The sequence below is a fragment of the Streptomyces sp. NBC_00285 genome, from assembly GCF_036174265.1.
Classification (GTDB): domain Bacteria; phylum Actinomycetota; class Actinomycetes; order Streptomycetales; family Streptomycetaceae; genus Streptomyces.
Map to the genome: position 1 here is coordinate 1,138,426 of NZ_CP108055.1, position 18,701 is coordinate 1,157,126.

The 18,701-nt window shown below is 71.7% G+C and carries 19 protein-coding genes; 6 read left to right on the forward strand and 13 right to left on the reverse strand.

Translation table 11 applies throughout. The annotated features are described in order from the left end of the window. The 3 genes from OHT57_RS05450 to OHT57_RS05460 are packed head-to-tail and all read left to right on the forward strand — an operon-like array spanning position 1 to position 3,012. Positions 1-969, forward strand: coding sequence for an ABC transporter permease (locus tag OHT57_RS05450; protein WP_328744890.1), 969 nt, complete (start codon positions 1-3; stop codon positions 967-969). Further along, the gene (locus OHT57_RS05455) at positions 962-1,996 is read left to right on the forward strand and encodes an ABC transporter ATP-binding protein (protein ID WP_328744891.1); all 1,035 of its coding nucleotides are present in this window, start codon (positions 962-964) and stop codon (positions 1,994-1,996) included. Before OHT57_RS05450 ends, OHT57_RS05455 begins: the two co-directional genes overlap by 8 nt. A gap of 26 nt (positions 1,997-2,022) precedes the next feature. Beyond that, positions 2,023-3,012: an ABC transporter ATP-binding protein gene (locus tag OHT57_RS05460; protein WP_328744892.1), complete on the forward strand. Its 990-nt coding sequence runs from the start codon at positions 2,023-2,025 to the stop codon at positions 3,010-3,012. A 57-nt stretch (positions 3,013-3,069) separates the two neighbouring features. Here OHT57_RS05460 and OHT57_RS05465 read toward each other — a convergent pair whose 3' ends face one another. From OHT57_RS05465 to OHT57_RS05475, 3 genes are all read right to left on the reverse strand, one after another. Further along, a complete protein-coding gene (locus tag OHT57_RS05465; RefSeq protein ID WP_328744893.1) occupies positions 3,070-3,540 on the reverse strand; it encodes a carboxymuconolactone decarboxylase family protein in 471 nt (156 codons plus the stop codon). 90 nt (positions 3,541-3,630) lie between these two features. Beyond that, on the reverse strand, positions 3,631-4,281 hold the full coding sequence (locus tag OHT57_RS05470) for a restriction endonuclease (RefSeq protein ID WP_443053598.1): 651 nt from the start codon (positions 4,279-4,281) through the stop codon (positions 3,631-3,633). Positions 4,282-4,480: 199 nt separating this feature from the next. Then, positions 4,481-5,539: a glycoside hydrolase family 5 protein gene (locus OHT57_RS05475; protein ID WP_328744895.1), complete on the reverse strand. Its 1,059-nt coding sequence runs from the start codon at positions 5,537-5,539 to the stop codon at positions 4,481-4,483. A 201-nt stretch (positions 5,540-5,740) separates the two neighbouring features. Here OHT57_RS05475 and OHT57_RS05480 point away from each other — a divergent pair, with 201 nt between their 5' ends. The 3 genes from OHT57_RS05480 to OHT57_RS05490 are packed head-to-tail and all read left to right on the forward strand — an operon-like array spanning position 5,741 to position 8,655. After that, on the forward strand, positions 5,741-6,787 hold the full coding sequence (locus tag OHT57_RS05480) for a LacI family DNA-binding transcriptional regulator (RefSeq protein WP_328753125.1): 1,047 nt from the start codon (positions 5,741-5,743) through the stop codon (positions 6,785-6,787). Between the two features lie 59 nt (positions 6,788-6,846). Next, on the forward strand, positions 6,847-7,377 hold the full coding sequence (locus OHT57_RS05485; protein ID WP_328744896.1) for an AAA family ATPase: 531 nt from the start codon (positions 6,847-6,849) through the stop codon (positions 7,375-7,377). A 33-nt stretch (positions 7,378-7,410) separates the two neighbouring features. Beyond that, positions 7,411-8,655, forward strand: a complete 1,245-nt coding sequence (locus tag OHT57_RS05490; RefSeq protein WP_328744897.1) for an MFS transporter — start codon at positions 7,411-7,413, stop codon at positions 8,653-8,655. Positions 8,656-8,721: 66 nt separating this feature from the next. Here OHT57_RS05490 and metX read toward each other — a convergent pair whose 3' ends face one another. Genes metX through OHT57_RS05540 form a run of 10 tightly spaced genes read right to left on the reverse strand, consistent with a single transcriptional unit; the run spans position 8,722 to position 18,700 of the window. Further along, positions 8,722-9,894, reverse strand: a complete 1,173-nt coding sequence (metX, locus tag OHT57_RS05495) for a homoserine O-acetyltransferase MetX (protein ID WP_328744898.1) — start codon at positions 9,892-9,894, stop codon at positions 8,722-8,724. Next, positions 9,891-10,667 (reverse strand): gamma-glutamyl-gamma-aminobutyrate hydrolase family protein, encoded by a 777-nt coding sequence (locus OHT57_RS05500; protein ID WP_328744899.1) that lies wholly within the window; start codon positions 10,665-10,667, stop codon positions 9,891-9,893. The genes metX and OHT57_RS05500 overlap by 4 nt, the downstream gene beginning before the upstream one ends. Next, on the reverse strand, positions 10,664-12,043 hold the full coding sequence (locus OHT57_RS05505; protein WP_328744900.1) for an O-acetylhomoserine aminocarboxypropyltransferase/cysteine synthase family protein: 1,380 nt from the start codon (positions 12,041-12,043) through the stop codon (positions 10,664-10,666). The genes OHT57_RS05500 and OHT57_RS05505 overlap by 4 nt, the downstream gene beginning before the upstream one ends. Beyond that, positions 12,043-13,359, reverse strand: coding sequence for a hypothetical protein (locus tag OHT57_RS05510; RefSeq protein ID WP_328744901.1), 1,317 nt, complete (start codon positions 13,357-13,359; stop codon positions 12,043-12,045). The genes OHT57_RS05505 and OHT57_RS05510 overlap by 1 nt, the downstream gene beginning before the upstream one ends. Next, positions 13,356-14,453, reverse strand: a complete 1,098-nt coding sequence (locus OHT57_RS05515; RefSeq protein WP_328744902.1) for an SDR family oxidoreductase — start codon at positions 14,451-14,453, stop codon at positions 13,356-13,358. The genes OHT57_RS05510 and OHT57_RS05515 overlap by 4 nt, the downstream gene beginning before the upstream one ends. Then, complete coding sequence (locus OHT57_RS05520) at positions 14,450-14,896, reverse strand: type II toxin-antitoxin system RatA family toxin (RefSeq protein WP_328744903.1); 447 nt, start codon at positions 14,894-14,896, stop codon at positions 14,450-14,452. The genes OHT57_RS05515 and OHT57_RS05520 overlap by 4 nt, the downstream gene beginning before the upstream one ends. Then, positions 14,887-16,137 carry an aspartate aminotransferase family protein gene (locus tag OHT57_RS05525; RefSeq protein ID WP_328744904.1) on the reverse strand — a complete coding sequence of 417 codons (1,251 nt, stop codon included), beginning with the start codon at positions 16,135-16,137 and terminating at the stop codon, positions 14,887-14,889. Before OHT57_RS05525 ends, OHT57_RS05520 begins: the two co-directional genes overlap by 10 nt. A 3-nt stretch (positions 16,138-16,140) precedes the next feature. Then, positions 16,141-16,671 carry a DUF6031 family protein gene (locus OHT57_RS05530; protein WP_328744905.1) on the reverse strand — a complete coding sequence of 177 codons (531 nt, stop codon included), beginning with the start codon at positions 16,669-16,671 and terminating at the stop codon, positions 16,141-16,143. Positions 16,672-16,700: 29 nt separating this feature from the next. Then, the gene (locus tag OHT57_RS05535) at positions 16,701-17,717 is read right to left on the reverse strand and encodes a DUF6001 family protein (RefSeq protein ID WP_328744906.1); all 1,017 of its coding nucleotides are present in this window, start codon (positions 17,715-17,717) and stop codon (positions 16,701-16,703) included. Next, positions 17,717-18,700 (reverse strand): fatty acid desaturase family protein, encoded by a 984-nt coding sequence (locus OHT57_RS05540; protein ID WP_328744907.1) that lies wholly within the window; start codon positions 18,698-18,700, stop codon positions 17,717-17,719. Before OHT57_RS05540 ends, OHT57_RS05535 begins: the two co-directional genes overlap by 1 nt. Position 18,701: the final 1 nt, after the last annotated feature.

The following is an 18,701-nucleotide window of genomic DNA, read 5'->3' on the forward strand; positions in this document are numbered from 1 at the left end:
ATGCTCGCCTTCGCCCTCAAGCGCTTCGCTTCCGCCCTGCTGGTGATGTTCGCCATCAGCGTGCTGGTGTTCCTGATCTTCTTCGCCACCCCGGGCGTCGACCCGGCGGCCCGGATCGCCGGCCGCAACGCCGATCCGGCCACGCTCGCCCAGGTGCGGCACTCCTTCGGGCTCGACCGGCCGATGCCGGTCCGCTATCTGCTGATGATGCGTCATCTGCTCATCGACCGGGACCTGGAGTCCTTCGTCAACCGGGGTTCACGGGTCATCCCGCAGATCCTGCAGGCCACCCCGGTGACCCTGTCCCTGGTCATCGGCGCGGCCGTCATCTGGATGACGGCCGGCATCGTCATGGGCACGGCCGCGGCGGCCCTGCGCGGCAGGGCAGCCGACCCGCTGATCATGCTGGTGGGCGTGGTCGGCGTCTCGCTCCCGGCCTACTGGCTCGGCGAGGTCGTCAACCTCCTCACCCAGAAGCAGCTGCACGACTCACTCTTCTCCTGGGTCCCCCCGCCCGGCTACGTCGGCCTCGGCCACAACCCGGGCCAGTGGGCGCTGCACATGCTCTTCCCGTGGCTGACCCTGGCCCTGCTGTACGCCGGGATCTACGCCCGGCTGCTGCGCGGCGAGGTCGTCTCGGCGCTGAACGAGGACTACGTCCGCACCGCTCGCGCCAAAGGACTGTCCGAGCGGCGGATCCTGCTCCGGCACGCCCTGCGCTGTTCGCTGATCCCGATCGTGTCGCTGTTCGGCCTGGACTTCGGCGCCCTGGTGGGCGGTGCCGCGCTGCTGACCGAGGTGGTCTTCGGCCTGCCAGGCATCGGCAAGCTCACCTTCGACGCCCTCCAGAACCTGGACCTGCCGGTGATCATGGGGACCGTCCTGTACGCGGCGTTCTTCGTGGTCCTCGCCAACGCCCTGGTGGACATCCTGTACGCGCGACTCGACCCGAGGGCCCGCCATGCCTGACGAACCCCTTCTGGACGTACGCGACTTGAGAGTGCGCTTCCGCACCCGGCAGGGCTCTGTCACCGCTGTCGACGGACTCTCCTTCTCCGTCGACCCCGGCGAGGTCCTGGGCGTGGTGGGCGAGTCGGGCTCCGGCAAGAGCGTGTCGATGCTGGCCGTGCTGCGGTTGCTGACCAACCCGAACGTGACCGTGTCGGGCGAGGTCCTCTTCCGTGGCCGTGACCTGCTCGGCCTGTCCGGCAAGGAGATGCGGGCGGTGCGCGGACGGCAGATCGCGATGGTCTTCCAGGACCCGATGACCGCGCTGACCCCCGTGTACACCGTGGGCTGGCAGATCGCCGAAGCGATCCGGGCGCACGAACAGGTCTCCCGCAAGGAAGCACACGCGTGTGCCGTCCGGCTGCTCTCGGACGTCGGCATCCCCGACGCGGCCTCGCGGGTGAACGCCTATCCGCACGAGTTCTCCGGCGGGATGCGCCAGCGCGCGGTCATCGCGATGGCGCTCTCCTGCAGCCCCGCGCTGCTCATCGCCGACGAGCCGACGACGGCGCTGGACGTCACGGTCCAGGCCCAGATCCTCGATCTGATGCGGGAACTCAACGGGCAGGGTTCCGCGATGGTGATCATCACGCACGACATGGGTGTGGTCTCCCAGATCGCCGACCGGGTCCTGGTCATGTACGGCGGCCGGGCAGCCGAGGAGGGTCCGCGGCGGGCCGTGTTCCACGGTCCGCGGCACCCGTACACCTGGGGGCTGCTGGACTCGGTGCCGCGTGTGGGCGGTGCCCGGCTGCGGCGGCTGCCCACCATCGCGGGCCTGCCCGTCTCGCCCGGCTCCGTCCCGGAGGGGTGCGCGTTCGCACCGCGCTGCCGACTGCGGCACGACCGGTGCGAAGAGCGTCCCGCGCTGTCGGGTGAGGCACACCGCGACGCCTGCTGGCTGCCGCCGGACGACCGTGCAGGACTGCGGACGACGGCACGTACGGCGGGCGAGGGACGGGACCTGGACACGGAGGTGGCGTCGTGACGGCGCGGGAGAGCATGACAGTGGACATGGCAGCACCTTCCGGTGAGGTGCTGCTGCGGGCGACGGACGTCACCAAGCACTACCCCGTGCGCGGAAGGCGCCAGGTACTCCGGGCCGTCGACGGGGTCTCGCTCGACGTGCGCGGCGGAGAGACGGTCGGCATCGTCGGCGAGTCCGGCTGCGGCAAGTCCACGCTGGGCCGCTGTCTGGTCCGGCTCACTGAACTGACCGGTGGGCGCGTGGAGTTCGACGGGCAGGACATCTCGACGCTGTCCACGCGCCGGCTACGGCCCGTGCGGCCGGGCATGCAGCTGGTCTTCCAGGATCCGCAGGCCTCGCTCAACCCCCGGCGCCGTGCCGGGGACATCGTGGCCGAGCCGCTGCTCGTGCACCAGTACGGTGACGCGGCCGCGGTCCGCCGCAGGGTCGGGGATCTCTTCGATGTCGTAGGGCTGGCGGCGGCCCATCTGGACCGGTACCCGCACGAGTTCTCCGGCGGCCAGCGTCAACGCATCGGCATCGCGCGCGCCTTGGCGACGAATCCGAAGCTGATCGTGGCCGACGAGCCGGTCTCCGCGCTCGATGTGTCGATCCAGGCCCAGGTGCTGAACCTGTTCGCCGACCTCCAGGAGGAGTTCGGCCTCACCTATGTCTTCATCGCGCACGACCTCGGTGTGGTCCGTCATGTGTCGGACCGGATCGCCGTCATGTATCTCGGCGAGATCGTCGAGCTCGCGGAGACGGAGGCGCTGTACTCGGACCCCGCTCATCCGTACACGCAGGCCCTGCTGTCGGCGGTCCCGGACATCGACGACGGGACGCCCCTCGGGGAGGGACCGCCCCGGGAGCGCATCGTGCTGACCGGTGAGGTGCCCAGTCCTGCGGACAAGCCGACGGGGTGTCCGTTCCGTACGCGCTGCCCGTACGCACAGGAGTTGTGTGCCGTGGAACGTCCGCGGCTCACGTCGACACCTTCGGGCCGCCAGGTCGCCTGCCACTACCCGCTGGCCGGCTGAGCGACCGTGGTCGGGCCCGGGGTCTGCAGCCCCGGTCCGGCCAGTCGCTCGTCGGGCTCAGCCGAACTGGCCGACCACGTAGTCACCGGCCGGCTGCCGGGTCATGACGTTCAGCCGGTTGAAGGCGTTGATGACGGCGATCAGGGAGACCAGGGCGAGGAGCTGATCCTCGTCGTAGTGCTTGGCGGCGTTCTCCCAGACCTCGTCCGAGACTCCGGTCCCGTCGGCGACGCGGGTGCCCTGCTCCGTCAGTTCCAGCGCGGCGCGCTCGGCCTCGGTGAAGACCTTGGCCTCACGCCATGCGGCGACCATGTGGAGTCGCTGCGCGGTCTCTCCCGCGGCGGCGGCCTCCTTGGTGTGCATGTCGAGGCAGAACCCGCAGCCGTTGATCTGGCTCGCGCGGATCTTCACCAGTTCCTGGGTCGTCATCGGCAGTCCCGAGTCCGTGACCACCTTGCCCGCCGCGGCGAAGTGCTTCATCAGCTTGCCGGCGAGCGGGCCGGCGAGGACGTTCAGTCGGGCTTCCATGGTGTGCTCCTTCTGCCGTTGTCGTTGGCTACACACCTATGACTGGACCGCCCGCCGGATTGTGACAGGCGCGGATGTGACCCGCGTCTCCTAGCCTCCGTACGCCTGCTTCCAGCGGGCCCGGTGCCGCGCGTCGCCCTGGCCCCGGCCGTTCACCCCGCTCAGTGACGTCAGCGAGGCCCCGTTGTTCCACAGGCCGAGGAGGTCGCGGTGCACGGCGAGGATGTCGTGCTGCACGGCGAACTTCTCGGAGGGGCCGGTGAAGCGGGAGGTGGTCACGAACACGGCCACTTCGGCGCGGAAGTGCACCTGGGCACCGAGCAGATCACGCAGCTCGCGGTTGGGGATCGCCCTGCTCGGTGCGTAGCGTTTGCACTGAACGACCATCGTGCGGCCGTCCGGCAGCCGCCCGAGGACGTCGGCGCCGTTGTCGCCCGCGCCGCCCACCCGGCGGACCTCGGTGCAGCCGTCCCGTCGGCACAGTCCCGCGACCAGTTCCTCGAACTCGGTGCCCGTCATGACGTCCACCTCGCCGAGAGTCCGCCGGCCGGCCTGCACCGCGTCCTCCTCGCGCCAACGACGGTCCCGGCCACGCAGCAGCCGGTCCGTGCGCCACAGCCGACGGCCCGTCTCCACGGCGACGCCGACCAGTAGGAAACCCAACAGATAGGGCCACACGCTCGCCCAGAACACCACCAGGAGGACCAGCGCCGCCGCGCCGCCTCCCGTGCCCCACTTGATCCGCAGTGCCCGCCGTCTGCGGGCGGCCGTACTCCTTCGACGCCTGGCCACGTCGGCCTCCCCCTCGATGCTCCTCCCCAGAAGTCTGGGCAGCTCAAGGAGGTGTGAGAAGGGCGCGAGTCGGCCATGTCCGAATATCCGCCGTGGACGCCGGCCGGCCGCGGCGCCGAAACGGCGCCGCGGCCCTCCATGGAGCGGGTCAGCCCTTGACGGGCTTGCCGCGTCCCCAGGCCCAGGCCAGCCGGTCGGCGCCGGACTGGTTGGTGGTCTGCAGCCACGGGTGGTCGGCGGGGCCGACGAGCTTCTGCACCGAGTAGATGTCGTCGGTGCGCAGGCCCGGCCAGTACACCGAGCCCATCTTCAGCTCGCGGAAGGTGTCGGTGACGGCCTGGATGAAGTTGACGAAGTTGTCGTCCGGGGTCTTCACGTTGTAGTTCAGGCCGGTCGTCATCGGCGCGCCGAACTCGTCCGCCACGGTGCGGCTCGCGCAGTCGCCGATGCGTACCTTCAGGTCGGCGACCCACTCGTCGTAGGTGGCGTACGACTTCCAGAAGCCGTAGTGGTGCAGCGACAGGTAGGTGCCCTTCAGGCGCGGGTCGGCGCAGACCGTCGTGACGTGGTCGTTGTAGCCGGCGCCGCTGACGAAGACGCGGTTGCGGGGTACCGACTTGTAGGTGTTCAGCCACTTCGCGGCGATGTCGGCCCACTGGGCGTCGGTGTAGCCGTGCGGTTCGTTCATCGGCTCGAAGTAGACCCGGGAGTTGCCCTTGTAGGCCTTGACCACGGTGTTCCACATGGGCCAGTAGGTGGCCTCGTCGTCGATGAAACCGTCCTTGCGGTCACCGGTGCCCTCCCAGTAGGACACGATGACCTTGAAGCCCTGCGCCGCCGCCGCGTCTATGACGCCTCGGTACGACTTCCAGTACGAACTGTTGACGGTGTACGGGTTGATGGGCAGCCGGACGGTGTTGGCGCCGAGGTTCGCGCGGAACGCCGCGATGATGCGGGTCGACTTGGCATACGTGCGGGCGTAGGTGTCGGTGGTCGACAGGCCCGACAGCTGGAGCGCGTCGTCGGCGAAGTTGTCGCGCGGGTCCGCCCAGTTCACGCCCTTGAACTGGGTCGTGTCGTGGGCGGGCGCGGCGGCGGTGGCGGGGCTGCCGGTGAGGGTGGCGCCGCTGATCGCGGCGAGCGTGACCGCGACGAGCGAGGCACGCAGCCTGGGGGCACGACGGGCGCTGGTGGGGGTCTTGCGCATCGACCAATCCCTTTCGGAATGACAGCATGTTTACGTAACCATGACGGCGCCGGAATCGTGGCACTCACCCCGGCGACCGTCAAGGTCTTCGACACGTAACATCCGGTGCGACACGCGACAGGCGCGTTCGTCCGAAGCTCGGCCGAAATCCGGCACATGTTCGACCGAAGTCCGGTCGACGCACGGTTGAAGGAGGCAGCAGTGGTGGAGCGGGGAGGTTCCGGTGTCCCCGGTGGGCGGCGCAAGCAGCGTGTGTCCATGGCCGACGTCGCCGAACTCGCGGGCGTCTCCTCGCAGACGGTCTCGCGGGTCTCCAACGGCCATCCCGGGGTGATCACTTCCACGCGCGAGAAGGTCCTGGCGGCGATGCGGGAACTGGGCTACCGGCCCAACAGCGCAGCACGGGCCCTGCGGTACGGGCAGTTCAACACCATCGGTGTGATCCTGTTCAGCCTGTCGTCGACCGGCAACAGCCGCACGGTGGAGGCGATCGCCACGCACGCGGCGGCCGAGGGGTACGCGATCACCCTGATCCCCATCGACGTCCCGACGCAGGACAACGTCCTGGGGGCCTTCACGCGGATGGGCGAGCTGGCGGTCGACGCGGTCATCGTCATCATGGAGATCCATCTGCTCGACACCGGCACAGTGCAGCTGCCGCCCGGTGTGCATGTCGTAGTCGTGGACTCCGACGCCGGCGACCGCTACAGCGTGGTCGACACCGACCAGGCGGACGGCGCCCGCAGGGCCGTACGGCATCTGCTCGACCTGGGCCATCGGACCGTGTGGCACGTGACGGGGCCGCAGGCGTCCTTCGCGGGGCAGCGGCGGGCCCAGGCCTGGCGGGCGGTGCTGCAGGAGGCGGGCCGCCCGGTGCCGCCCGCGCTGTACGGGGACTGGTCGGCCGAGTCCGGTTACGCGGCCGGGCTGGTGCTCGCCGAACCGCCGGACTGCACGGCTGTGTTCGCCGCGAACGACCAGATGGCGCTCGGGCTGCTGCGCGCGTTCCACGAGCGGGGGCTGTCCGTGCCGCATGACGTCAGTGTGGTCGGTTTCGACGACATCCCCGACGCCGGGTTCTTCGTGCCGCCGCTCACCACCGTCCACCAGGACTTCGCGGAGGTGGGCGACCGCTGTGTCCAAAAGGCCCTCCAGCAGATCCGCGGGCAGACCGGCACAGAGCCCGGCACCGACCTCGTGCCGACCCGCCTGGTGGTGAGGGGCAGCACGGCCCCGCCGCCCGGCTGAGACGGGTTCCGGCATGATCGGAGGGGTCGGGGTGGGACGCGAAAAGCAGGAGGCAGGCTGTGATCGTCTGGGTCAACGGCGCGTTCGGCAGCGGAAAGACCACGCTCGTGGAGGAACTGCGGCCGCGGTGGCCCGAGGCGCTGGTCTTCGACCCGGAGATGGTCGGGTACGTGCTCCAGGAGATCGTGGACGTGCCGACCGGCGACTTCCAGGACCTCCCGCTGTGGCGGCGGCAGGTCGCGAGTCTGGCCGCAGGGCTGGCCGAGGAGTACCGGCGTCCGCTGCTGGTCCCCATGACACTGGTCAACCCCGGCTATCTGGATGAGGTCTTCGGCGCCCTGGGCAACGCGGGCCTCGTCGTCCACCACTTCTTCCTCAAGGTCCCTCCGGAGGTTCTGGTGCGGCGGATCGAGGGGCGGGTCTCCTTCCCCGACGACCCGGCCAGGGAAGAGCGGGTGCGGGCGTGGTGCAAGGCGCGGATCGAGGTGTGCACCGGCGCGGTCGACACCCTGCCCGGTGACACGGTGTTCCTCGACGGCACCTCGCCCGTACGGGAGTTGGCCGACCAGGTGCTCGCCCACGTCGGTTGACCTTGCCCCAGGGGAAGCCCGCAGCATCGGTCCATGGTGCGAGGCGGGCGGGTACTGGTCGACGTTCGGCCACTGCGGGTGGAGGCGTTCCGGAGGCTGTGGGCGGCCGGGACCGTGACCGCCCTGGGGGCTCAACTCACGGCGGTCGTGGTTCCGTTGCAGATCTACGACATCACCGGATCGTCGGCCTGGGTCGGGCTTGCCGGACTCGTGGGCTTCGGCCCGATGGCCGTGGCGGCGCTCTGGGGCGGGGTGCTGGCCGATGTACGGGACCGGCGGCGGGTGCTGCTGGTGACCACCGTCGGCATCGGTGTGACGTCGCTGTTGCTGTGGGCGCAGGCGTGGGCCGGTATGCGGTCGGCTGGATTGCTGCTCGTGCTGGTGGGTGTGCAGCAGGCACTGTTCGGCGCCAACACGGCGGTGAGCAGGGCCGTTCCGCCCCGCCTGGTGCGGCCGGAGTTGCTGCCCGCCGCCAACGCGCTGCAGTCGACGGTCGTCCTGTCGGCCGGGATCGGTGGTCCGCTGCTGGCCGGCGTGCTGTTGCCGGTGGTGGGCGCGGAGACGCTCTATCTCACGGATGCCGTCGCCGTCTGCGCGATGGTGTGGGCCGTGTGGCGACTGCCGTCCCTTCCGCCTGCGGGCATCGGTGGACAGCGGCCTGGGGTGCGGCAAATCGCTGACGGCGTGCGACTTGTGATCCACCGTCAGATACTGCTCGTGGTCTACCTCTGCGACTTCGCCGCCCTCTCCCTCGGTCTGCCCAGCGCGCTCTTCCCGCAGTTGGCGAGGGAGACCTTCCATCCCTCGGACATCGGGGTGTTGTACGCCGCGGTCTCGGCCGGTGGCGTACTGGCGGGGCTGTTGTCCGGGGCCTTTACGCGCGTCGGCAGGCACGGCGTCGCGGTGGCGGTCTCGGCGGGCCTGTGGGGTCTGGCCGTCGCGGGGTTCGGACTGGCCGACTCCCTGATTTTCGCCGTGGGTTGGCTGCTCCTCGCCGGTGGTGCGCTCCTCGCCCTGGGCGTCTTCCGGAAGACGGTCCTGCAGACCGCCGTACCGGACGGCATGCGGGGCCGGCTCCAGGGGATCGACACCGTGGTGGCCGTGGGAGGACCGCGGTTGGGCGACCTTCTGCACGGCACGGTCGGTGCCGCCGTCGGTACCACGTGGACCATCACGGGCGGCGGGGTACTGACCGTGGCCGCCGCGCTCGCGCTGCTCCTGCTGTTCCCCGGCTTCCGGGGCCATCGCGCACCGGACACCGTGGTCGCCGGCCGGTAGGGGCGGAACGGGCGCTGGGGCCGTGCCTGTTCGCGCGCGGACCGTGGCCCCCACCGGCAGGTCGCCTCACGCCTCGCCACGGCTCCCGACCGGGAACGGCAGGCAGGTGCGCCGTGTGGAGTCGAGCGTGTTCGCGACGGCCTCCAGGTAGCCCGGGACCCGGAGCAGGAAGGCGTCGTGGCCGGCTTCCGAGGTGTGGTCGCGGTAGTGGGTGGGCGCGAGGCCGAGTGAGGTCAGGCGGGCCGACAGGTACGCGGTGTCCGACGCCCGGAAGAGCCGGTCGGAGTCGAAGCTGAAGAGGTGCACCTCGGGGGTGCGGGTGGCCGTCGGTACGGGGGCCGGCCGGCGGGCGAAGGCGTCGTAGCGGTCCATGGCGGCCGTCAGGCGCAGATAGCTGTTGGCGTCGAAGCGGGCGACGAAGCTGCGGGCCTGGTGTTCGAGGTAGCGCTCCACGGCGTAGGGGCCGTGGGCCGCGCCGCCCGGGCCGGCGGAGGGCTGGTGTCTGCGGCCGAACTTGGTCTCCAGGGAGCCCGGGGACATGTAGGTGAGGTGGGCGATCATGCGCGCGACGCCGAGGCCGTCGACGGGACCCGGGGCGCCGGGTTCGTCGGCGTAGTGGCCGTCGGCGAAGCGCGGGTCGGAGCGGATGGCGGCCCGGCCCGCGGCGTGGGCGGCGAGGGAGTCGGCGGACAGCCGGGCCCCGGTCGCGATGAGCAGGAAGCGCTCCGCGTCGCCGGGATGGCGCAGCAGCCACTCCAGTGCCTGCATGCCGCCGAGGGAGCCGCCCACCACCGCCCGCAGTGCGGGGCTGCCCAGGTGGCGCAGCAGGCCTCGGTGGACGGCCACCATGTCGCCCACGGTGATGTCGGGGAAGTCGGCGCCGAGGGGCCGGCCGGCCGGCGCCGGGCTCCAGGGTCCGGTGGTGCCCGCGCAACCGCCGAGGACGTTGGCGCAGACGACGTGCAGACGGTCCGTGTCGAGGGGGCGGCCGGGACCCACCATCTCCTCCCACCAGCCGGGGATGTCATCCGAACTGTGCCGGGTGACATGGGAGTTGCCGGTGAGGGCGTGACAGACGAAGACCGTGTTCGGCCGTTCCGGGTCGGGACGGCCGTACTCCTCGTAGGCGACCCGGACACCGGAGAGGATGCCGCCCGTCTCCAGCCGCAGGGGGCGCTCCGGAGGGAAGAGGACGGCGGTGCGCTGGTGGCGGCCGGCCGGGGCGGGGAATCCGTTCATCGCGCTCCTCCCCCGTGGCCCACGAGGTGGTTCGTCCACTGTTCGGCGCGCCCGCTCGCCCGGCGTGCCGCCGCCGCGCCGAAGCTCTCGAAGAGGCGACGGCAGACGGGGTCGGTGGCCGCGTACCACTCGGGGTGCCACTGCACGCCGAGCGCGAAGGTCCGGGCCCCGACGACGGACAGGGCCTCGATCACGCCGTCGGGGGCGGTGGCCTCGCTGCGGAGGCCTGGCGCGAGGGTGCCGACCGCCTGTCCGTGCAGGGAGTTGACCCGGGCCCGGTCGGCGCCGTCCAGCAGCCGTCGAAGCAGGCCGTCGTGGGCGAGGGTGACCTCGTGCGCGGGCCGGTACTGCTCGTCTCTGGACAGGGTGGGGTCCTCACGGTGGTCCGCGCAGTCGAGGGCGCGGAGGGTGCCGCCGTAGGCCACGTTGATCTCCTGGAGGCCGCGGCAGATGCCGAGCAGGGGCAGCCCTACGGCCACGGCCCGGCGGACCGCCGGGAGGGCGAGGGCGTCTCGGTCGGGGTCGAAGGGGCCGGGGCAGGGGGCCCCGCCGTAGCGTTCCGGGGCCACGTTGCTCTCGTGTCCGCCGAGGACGAGTCCGTCGCAGCGGGCGAGCAGTTCGTCGGGGAGTGGGCCGGGGCCCGGGAGCAGCACCACCGAGCAGTGGGCGACCTCTTCGAGCGCCGTGATGTAGGCGCGGCGGACGGCGGCGTGCGGGACGCCGTCCCAGGTCTCGGTCGCGCAGGCGAGTGCGACCAGCGGCCGGTTCGTCATGCGTCCCGTGCTCCTTCGCCGAGTACTCCTTCGTATGGTGCTCCTTCGCCGAGTGCTCCCTCGATGTCGGCGAGCAGGTCGTCGATGTCCTCGATGCCGACGGCCAGGCGGATGGAGCCCTGGGTGACGCCGGCGGCCAGCTGGTCGGCCTCGGGGAGCTGGGCGTGGGTGGTGGAGGCGGGGTGGGTGGCCAGCGATCTGACGTCTCCGATGTTGGTGACGTGGGAGACCAGCCGGAGTGACTCGATGAAGCGGCAGCCCGCCTCCCGACCGCCCTCCAGCTCGAACTGCACGAGTGGGCCGCCGTTGTCCCCCATGTAGCGCTCGGTCAGCCGCGCCTCCTCGCCGTCGGCGAGCCCGGGATAGCGGACGGAGGCGACCCGCGGGTGCGCCTGGAGGTACTCGGCAACCCGGCGGGCGTTCTCCCCGTGCGCCCGCATCCGCAGCGGCAACGTCTCCAGCCCCTGGAGCAGCAGCCAGGCGTTGAAGGGGCTGAGGCAGGGACCGAGGTCCCTGAGCAGGGTCTCGCGGGCCTTGAGGAGATAGGGCGAGCGGCCGAGCGGACTGTCGAGCTCCAGGCCGGTACGGGTCCAGACGACTCCCCCGTGCGCCGGGTCCGGTGTGGTGAGCAGGGGGTGGCGCTCGGCGTGCGCCTCCCAGTCGAAGCGACCTGAGTCCATGATCAGCCCGCCGAGCGTCGAGCCGTGGCCGCCGATGTACTTGGTCGCCGAGTAGACGACGATGTGGGCCCCGTACTCCATCGGCCGGCAGGTGTACGGCAGCATCGTGTTGTCCAGCACCAACGGCACCCCGCACGCCTCGGCGAGTGCGGCGACCTCCTCGATCGGGAAGATCCGCAGCCGGGGGTTGGGCAGGGTCTCGCCGAACCAGCAGCGGGTGTTCTCGTCGCTCGCCTCGGCGAAGTTCTTCGGGTTGCCGGGGCTGACGTGGCGGACCTCGATGCCGAACCGGGCGAAGGTGTTGGCGAACAGGTTCCACGTGCCGCCGTACAACTCGTCGGAACTGACGATGTTGTCGCCCGCCTGGCACAGGTTCAGCAGCGCCAGCGCGATGGCGGCCTGTCCGGAGGCGACGGCGAGTCCGGCCGCCGCGCCGTCCACCGCGGCCATGCGCTCCTCCAGCACGTCGCAGGTCGGGTTGTTGAGACGGGTGTAGGCGTGGCCGTCCTGCTGGAGGTCGAAGATTCCGGCCGCCGCGGCGGTGCTGGGCAGTTCGAAGGCGGCGGTCTGGAAGATCGGGGTGACGACGGGTGGGGTGATGCCGAGGCGCCATTCGTAGCCGCCGTGGATGGTGGCGGAGCGGGCCGTGCGGAACGCCTTGCGGGTGGTGGGGGCGGGAGCGTCGTGGTCCGGCATCAGCGGTCTCCTCCGGAGGGGTCGGTACGTGGGCGCCGTGCCGTTCTGCCGAGCAGGGCAGCGAGCAGGGCGGTCAGCAGCAGGGCGGCGGGTATCGGGGCGAGCCCGGTCGACGACAGGTGCGGGGCCAGGACCAGTACGGCGGCGGCCCACCAGACGGCGAGGTCGTCGCCGAGGACGAAGTCACGGAGCACTCGGCTGGGCGAGGGGCAGGCTTGGGGGTCTACCGGTGGGCGAGGGTGGCGTGGGCGGGGTACGCGCGCGTGAGGCAGGTCTCGGCGCGGCACGCGCGCGTGGATCAGGCGTCCATATGCGGTGAGGGCGAGCAGTACGGTCACGCCGAGCAGGGTCGCGAGGGGGACACCGACCGCGTCCGAGGTGACGGCGGCGGCGCCTTGGGCTGTGAGCAGGACGGCGATCGCGGCTTTGACGGGGCGTTCGGGCAGCACGGTCAGAGGGCGGCGGGGTGCCGGACCTACGTCGGTGCGACGCGTCGGCGGGACGGTCTCGGGACCGAGCCCGGCAAGCCCGTTCGCGGGACCCCACCCCACCGGCCCGCCCTCAGAACCCGACCCTCGACCGGTCACCGGACGCTCCCCGAACGCACCCGGCGCAGGGCGGCACTCCGCCGAGCCGCCCGAACCGTCCCTCACCCGATCAGCCACCGGCCGACGCCCAGGCACACCGGCCCCGGTGCGGTCGCCCGCCGAACCGGCCTCCGAGCTCTGCCCCGCCCGACCGGCCCCTGGCCGAAGCCCAGGCACGCCGGTCGCAGCGCGGTGTCCCGCAAGGACAGTCTCGAACGGCCGTCCACCCAGGATCGACCCGGGGCGACGTCCCGTCAGGCCGGGCGTGATCGCCGCGGTCACCAGGAGCAGGGCCAGCGGCGGCAGCCACAGTGGCCGGGCGCCGGCCAGCGCCACGACCGCGGTCGCCAGGACCAGCGTCTCCATACCCGCTCGCAGGAGTGCGGCGCCGACCGCCGCACCTTCCCCGCGGACGGCGTCGTACACCGACGGCTCGTCCCGTGGCGGCACCGTCCCCAGCTCCCGGCGCGCGGCCCACACCAGCCACTGAAGGCCGGCCACGAGCACCACGATCCCGCCTGCCCTGACCGCCCAGCCGCCGGGCAGAACCGCGAGGACACCCAGCGCTCCCCCGGCCGACGCCACCAACGCCAGGCCCGGTAACAGCGCCGCCCTGACCGCCGTACCCCTTCCCGTCGAGGCGACGGCGGCCACCGTGGTGCGCGCCTCCCTCGCCTCGACGGCGGCCAGCAGAGCGACGGCGACCAGCGCGGGCCAGACCGACGTCACCCCGCGTCGCCCGTCCGCGCGAGCGCCCGGGGCCGCCGGCCGGCGCGTTGCGCGAACCAGTGGGCCACCGCCGCGTCCAGGTACTCCGACCAGGGCGGACAGACGGTGACGGTTCCTGTCGGCGGCAGCACCCGGTCGTCCTCGAAGTAGGGCCGGTACACGCCGATCAGCCGGTCGAGGAGCGCCCGGTCGGGCATCGGGATGCCGCGCACCTGCCAGGCGTCCAGCGAGCGGCGCAGGAACTCCCAGCGGCGGAACGGCACGAGGGTGAGCTCGGGCAGTGGGGCGCGCCCGGCGGCCGCCCGCGCCCGGTCCAGCGCCTCGACGGCCCCGGTGACCAGTTCCCCCAGCCGGGGTGCGGCCGTTCCGGACGCCGCCACGACGTCGGTGACCGGGTCGCCGTTCGCCACCCGCCGCAGCAGAGCGGCCAGTTCGCCGGCGACCCAGTCGACGGGCACGATGTCGATCCGGCGGTCGCGGCCGCCCGGCAGCAGGGGTGGCTCGTGGCGTTCGATGAGCCCGAGCAGCGGATAGATGCCGTGGAAGCGGCTGATGGCCCCGGTGCGGCTGTGCCCGACGACGAGGCTGCACGAGAACACCACCGGGCACAGGTCCGCGTACTCGGACCGCAGCAGGCGTTCGGCCTCCGCCTTGGTGGCTTCGTAGGTGTTGCGGTACTCCCAGCCGTCGGTCGCCGTATAGGCGGAGGAGACGTAGACGAAGCGGGTGTCGGCGCTCAGCGCGCGGGCCAGTTCGGCGACGTTCCGGGTGACCTGGACGTTGCCGAGCCGGGCCGCCTGCAGGGACGCGGTCCAGCTGACGTTGGCCGCCGCGTGGACGACCACGGTCCGCCGCGCGGGGGTGAGTTCGCGTGCGAGGGCCTGGGTCGCCGGGCCGTCGGTGAGGTCACGGACGACCGGACGGACGCGCGCCCGGACCGCCTCGGGGGCCCTGGCCAGGAAGGCGTCACGGGAGCGTTCGCCACTGAACACCCCGACCACCTCGGCCCAGGGCTCCCCGGCCGCGAGGAACTCGGCGAGTCCGCTGCCGACGGCGCCGCCGATGCCGGTGACCAGCAGTCGCGCGCCCGTCACGGCGACACCGGGGCGGGGCGGCGGTCGCGGATGGCGGCGAGCATGCTGCGGGAGTTGGACTCGATGGCCTGGACACCGATGGGGTCCAGGACCGCGGCGAGGGAGGGGATGCCGATGTCGAACTCGATCTCCAGCACGACCCGCACACCGGTGGGCGTCTCGACGAGTTCCCAGAACCCGCGGAAGACCTCCAGATCACCCTCTGTCTGGTCGAAGTCGATCCGCCGCATGCTCGTGAACACATCGCGCTCGTCCCAGGTCAGCTCACTGCCGTTGAGCAGGACCCGCCACGAACTGAGCGCGGTGCCCTCGCCGCGTTCCAGGAAGCGGATGCCGAGGACGTCGTCCATGTAGCCCGCGTGCGCCTCGAAATCGCACAGTACGGTCCACACGTGCTCCAGTGGGGTGTCGTCGATGTCGACCTCGGTACGGACTACGGGCACGGTGCGGCCTCTCTGTCGGCGGGTACGGCAAGCGTTTCCGGTACGGCGGTGACGGCGGCGGCGATCGCGTCGAGCCCCTCGTCGAGGTCGTCCTGGCCGATCACAGCGGGCGGGTAGACCCTCAGGACCCGCGGGTTGCTGAGGCAGAAGCTGAGCAGCACGCCGTGCTTGGCCGCCTCCAGGACGAGCTGTCCGGCCACGCCGGGCGAGGCGGTGTCGACGCCGATCATGAGTCCCTCGCCGCGCACTTCGCGGATGCGCGGGTCGTCGCGCAGCAGCTCGCCGAGCCGCTTGCGGGCGGACTCGCCGAGGCGCCGTACCTCGTCCAGGAACCCGTCCTGTCGTACGACGTCCACGACCGCGCACCCGACCCGCCCGGCCAGCGCGCCGCCCGCGAAGGAGGAGGCCAGCACCACCGGGTCGCCTGCCGCGCCGCCGATCCGGGTGCCGGAGTACATGACGGCGGCCATCGGGACCAGGCCGCCGCCGAGCACCTTGCCGGCCAGGAGCAGGTCGGGCGGGCAGTCCGAGGCCGAGCGCCAGAGGGTGCCGCAGCGGCCGAGGCCGGTCTGGATCTCGTCGAGGGCGAAGAGGGTGCCGGTCTCCTGGCACAGCGCGCGCAGGGCGGCGAGACGGTCCGGGTCGATGGGCAGCACTCCGCCCTCGCCCCGGACCGGTTCGGCGAAGAGGGCCGCGACCGTTCCGCCGGCGAGCACCTGCCTGGCCTGGTCCAGGTCTTCCGGGTCCAGGAAGTGGACCTTCGCCGCCAGGGGCAGCGGGGAGCGCACCGCGTAGGTGTCGGAAAGGTGCAGGGCGCCCGCGGTCTTGCCGTGGTAGGAGCCGCGCAGGGCGGCGAACTCGGTGCGGCCGGTGGACAGGGCGGCCATCTTCATCGCCATCTCGACCGCTTCCGCACCGCTGTTGGCGAAGGCGACCTGGTCGAGGCCGGCCGGGGCGATGCCGATCAGCGCCTCGGCGCACCGGGTCGCCTCCGCGTTGCCGAGGACCTTCCCGGACAGGCCCATCAGGTCCAGCTGGTCCCGAGCGGCTGCGACGACCTCGGGGTGGCGGTGACCGACCAGGTGGACGCCGAAGGAGCCGAGGTCCAGCCAGCGGCGGCCGGTGGTGTCGGTGATCCAGGCGCCCTGGGCCTCCTGTTCGCCGGCCAGCAGACCCGACATACGCAGCAGCAGGGCCTTGGAGCGGCCGAAGGCGGCGCCGTAACGCTCGACGAACCCCATGGCTCAGGCGTCCTTGAGGAAGGGTTCGAGGAACGCCGCGTCGGTGCCGGCGGCGGTGCACAGCTTGGACCAGTTGCGCAGGGCCCGCAGCACCTCGCTCTGGCCGCTCGCCACCAGGGGGTCGGGGATCTGTCCCGGGAAGGCCTCGCAGAGCGCGTTCCACAGGTCCCGCACTCCGGCGTCGTCGGCCAGTTCGCCGCCGAACTCCTGCTCCAGGTCGAAGAGTTGGACCAGCTCCGGGCCGGTCGCCGAGCAGACCTCGTGCAGTCCGTACTCCAGGGCGAGGGCCAGCTGGTGTCCCTCCCCCGCGGGTTCGGCGCCGGTCAGCCGGGTGTCGATCTCGGAGAACAGCTCCAGCAGCCGGAGTTTGACGACCTGGCGCAGCTGCGGCTGGTCCGCGCCGCCGTCCAGGTCCTCGACGTAGGCCCGGCCGTCGACGGACATCAGCCAGGCCGTGGTGGCCCAGGCCCGGACGGCGGTCTCGGGGGGCAGACCACGGCCGGCCCGCACGCCGGGGAAGAGGGCGAGTTCCATCAAACTCCTTCAGCAGGTGGGGGTTCCGGTCAGGCCGGTAGCAGGGTCACCGCGCCGACGCGGGCGGCGCGCAGCAGGTCGGCGGGGGCCGCAGGGAGGTCGGTGAGGCTCAACTCCCCGCTGGGCAGCGGTTCCTGGCCGAGGAAGGCGGTGCTCGCGCCCAGCAGCATGTCGGCGCCGGGCAGGAAGCGCTGCCGTACGGGATCACCGACGGGCTCCACGGTGAGCGACGGCGTCCGGCCCTCGCCGACGTCGGTGTGAACCTCGGCGAGCAGGTCGGTGAAGAGCGGGGCCAGGGGGCCCTCGTCCTTGCCCGCAAGGGCCTCGGAGACGGGGGCACGCAGGGCGTCCACGGCCGCCACCAGGGGATCAGCCGCTCCCTGTTGATCGCGGAAACGGGTCCAACGCAGCAGGAACCACTTGCGGTTGGAGTACACGTCGAGGTGGTGCGAGAGCACGGCGTCCATCAGATACAGCAGTGCGTTGACCGCGTAGCCCACGCGTCCGCGCCGCTCCCCCGCCGCCTCGGCCAGTGACAGGAAGAGGACCTGTTCGGTGGCGGTGTGCAGGGAGGACCACTTCCACAGCCGGGCCAGTTCGGGCAGGCGGTCGAGATAGGGCAGGGTGCGGTCCAGAGCGACACCGTTGACCAGCCGCTCCAGGTACTTGCGGCGCACCTCGTGCCGCTTGTCCCAGCCGCGGTAAGCGGACACGGCCTGGCGCGGATCGACGTCCGCCAGTGCGCGCAGGTCGGCGAGGGCCGCGTCGACCTCCTCCTGCGAGAAGGAGATGGACTCCAAGTGGTTGGGGCCTTCGAAGAGTTGGGTCGCCATGCGGGCGCCCGCCATCGGTTCGGACTGGATCCTGATGAAGTCCACGTCGCTGGTGGCGTTGGCGAGCCCCTGCGCCGGGGAGCTGGTGAGCAGGAAGTGCCGGGCCTTTCCGGTACGGCCGCTCAGCAGCACGTCCAGTCCGTCTGGGGTGAGTCCGCGCGCGGCCAGGAAGGTGTCGACGTGGCCGAGACGGGTCTCGGGTGTGATGGCCATCAGGCTCCTTGTTCCGTGGGGGCGGTACCGGTAGCGGGGCGCAGGGCGCGTGCCTCGGCGACGTGCCGGAGCACGCTGGAACGGCCGAAGAGGTAGGAGTGCGAGATCCGGGCCCGGTCGCGGACGGCCTGGTTCTCCATGAGCCGGCGGTGCAGGGCGGCCAGGTTGTAGCAGGGCACGCTGGGGTAAAGGTGGTGCGCCAGGTGGTAGTTGATCCTGCACGGGGAGAACAAGGCCCGCTCCAGTGCTCCGGCGAGCACCGAGCGGGTGCCGCCGATTCCGGCGTCCTGGTCGCAGCCCACGTGTTCGGCCATGTCGCGCAGCCGCAGGATCATGCTCAGTGCGGTGATCATCGGCACGATCCAGAGCAGCAGATAAGGCAGCCACCACCCGGTCACCACCAGCACGGTCGCGAGTGCCACGAGGCCTGAGAGGAACAGGGCACACCGGGCCCGGCCCATGGCGCGGGCCACGCTGCGGTCGCCGCGCAGCACCGGGAGCAGCGAGAACTGGTCCAGGGTGCCCACGGTCTTGACGATGTTCAGGGCGACCGCGTCGGCGGCGAACAGGCGGACCCAGTCACGGATGGTGTGGTCGATCGCCGTGGGGTCGAAGTCGGGGTCGCGGTCGGTGTTGAGGTAGCGGTGGTGTTCGAGGTGGTGGCGTCGGTACAGGGTGGTGCTGATGAACAGGGGGAAGGCCAGCAGCAGATCGCTGACCAGGTCGTTGACCCTGCGGTCGCCGAACAGCAGCCGGTGCGCTCCGTCGTGCATCAGGACCGCGAGCGCGTGCTGACGGGTCGCGATGACCACGATCGCCGCCACGTAGCCGTACCAGCGGTCCCAGTACACCGCCCCGGCCGCGGCCGCGAGGATGACGGTCCACTGCCGGGCGATGGCGAGGGCTGCCCGAGCGGGTCTGCGCCGGGACAGTTCGCGCAGTTCGTCGATGCCGATGAAACGTTCGCCGGTTCCTGACGTCATG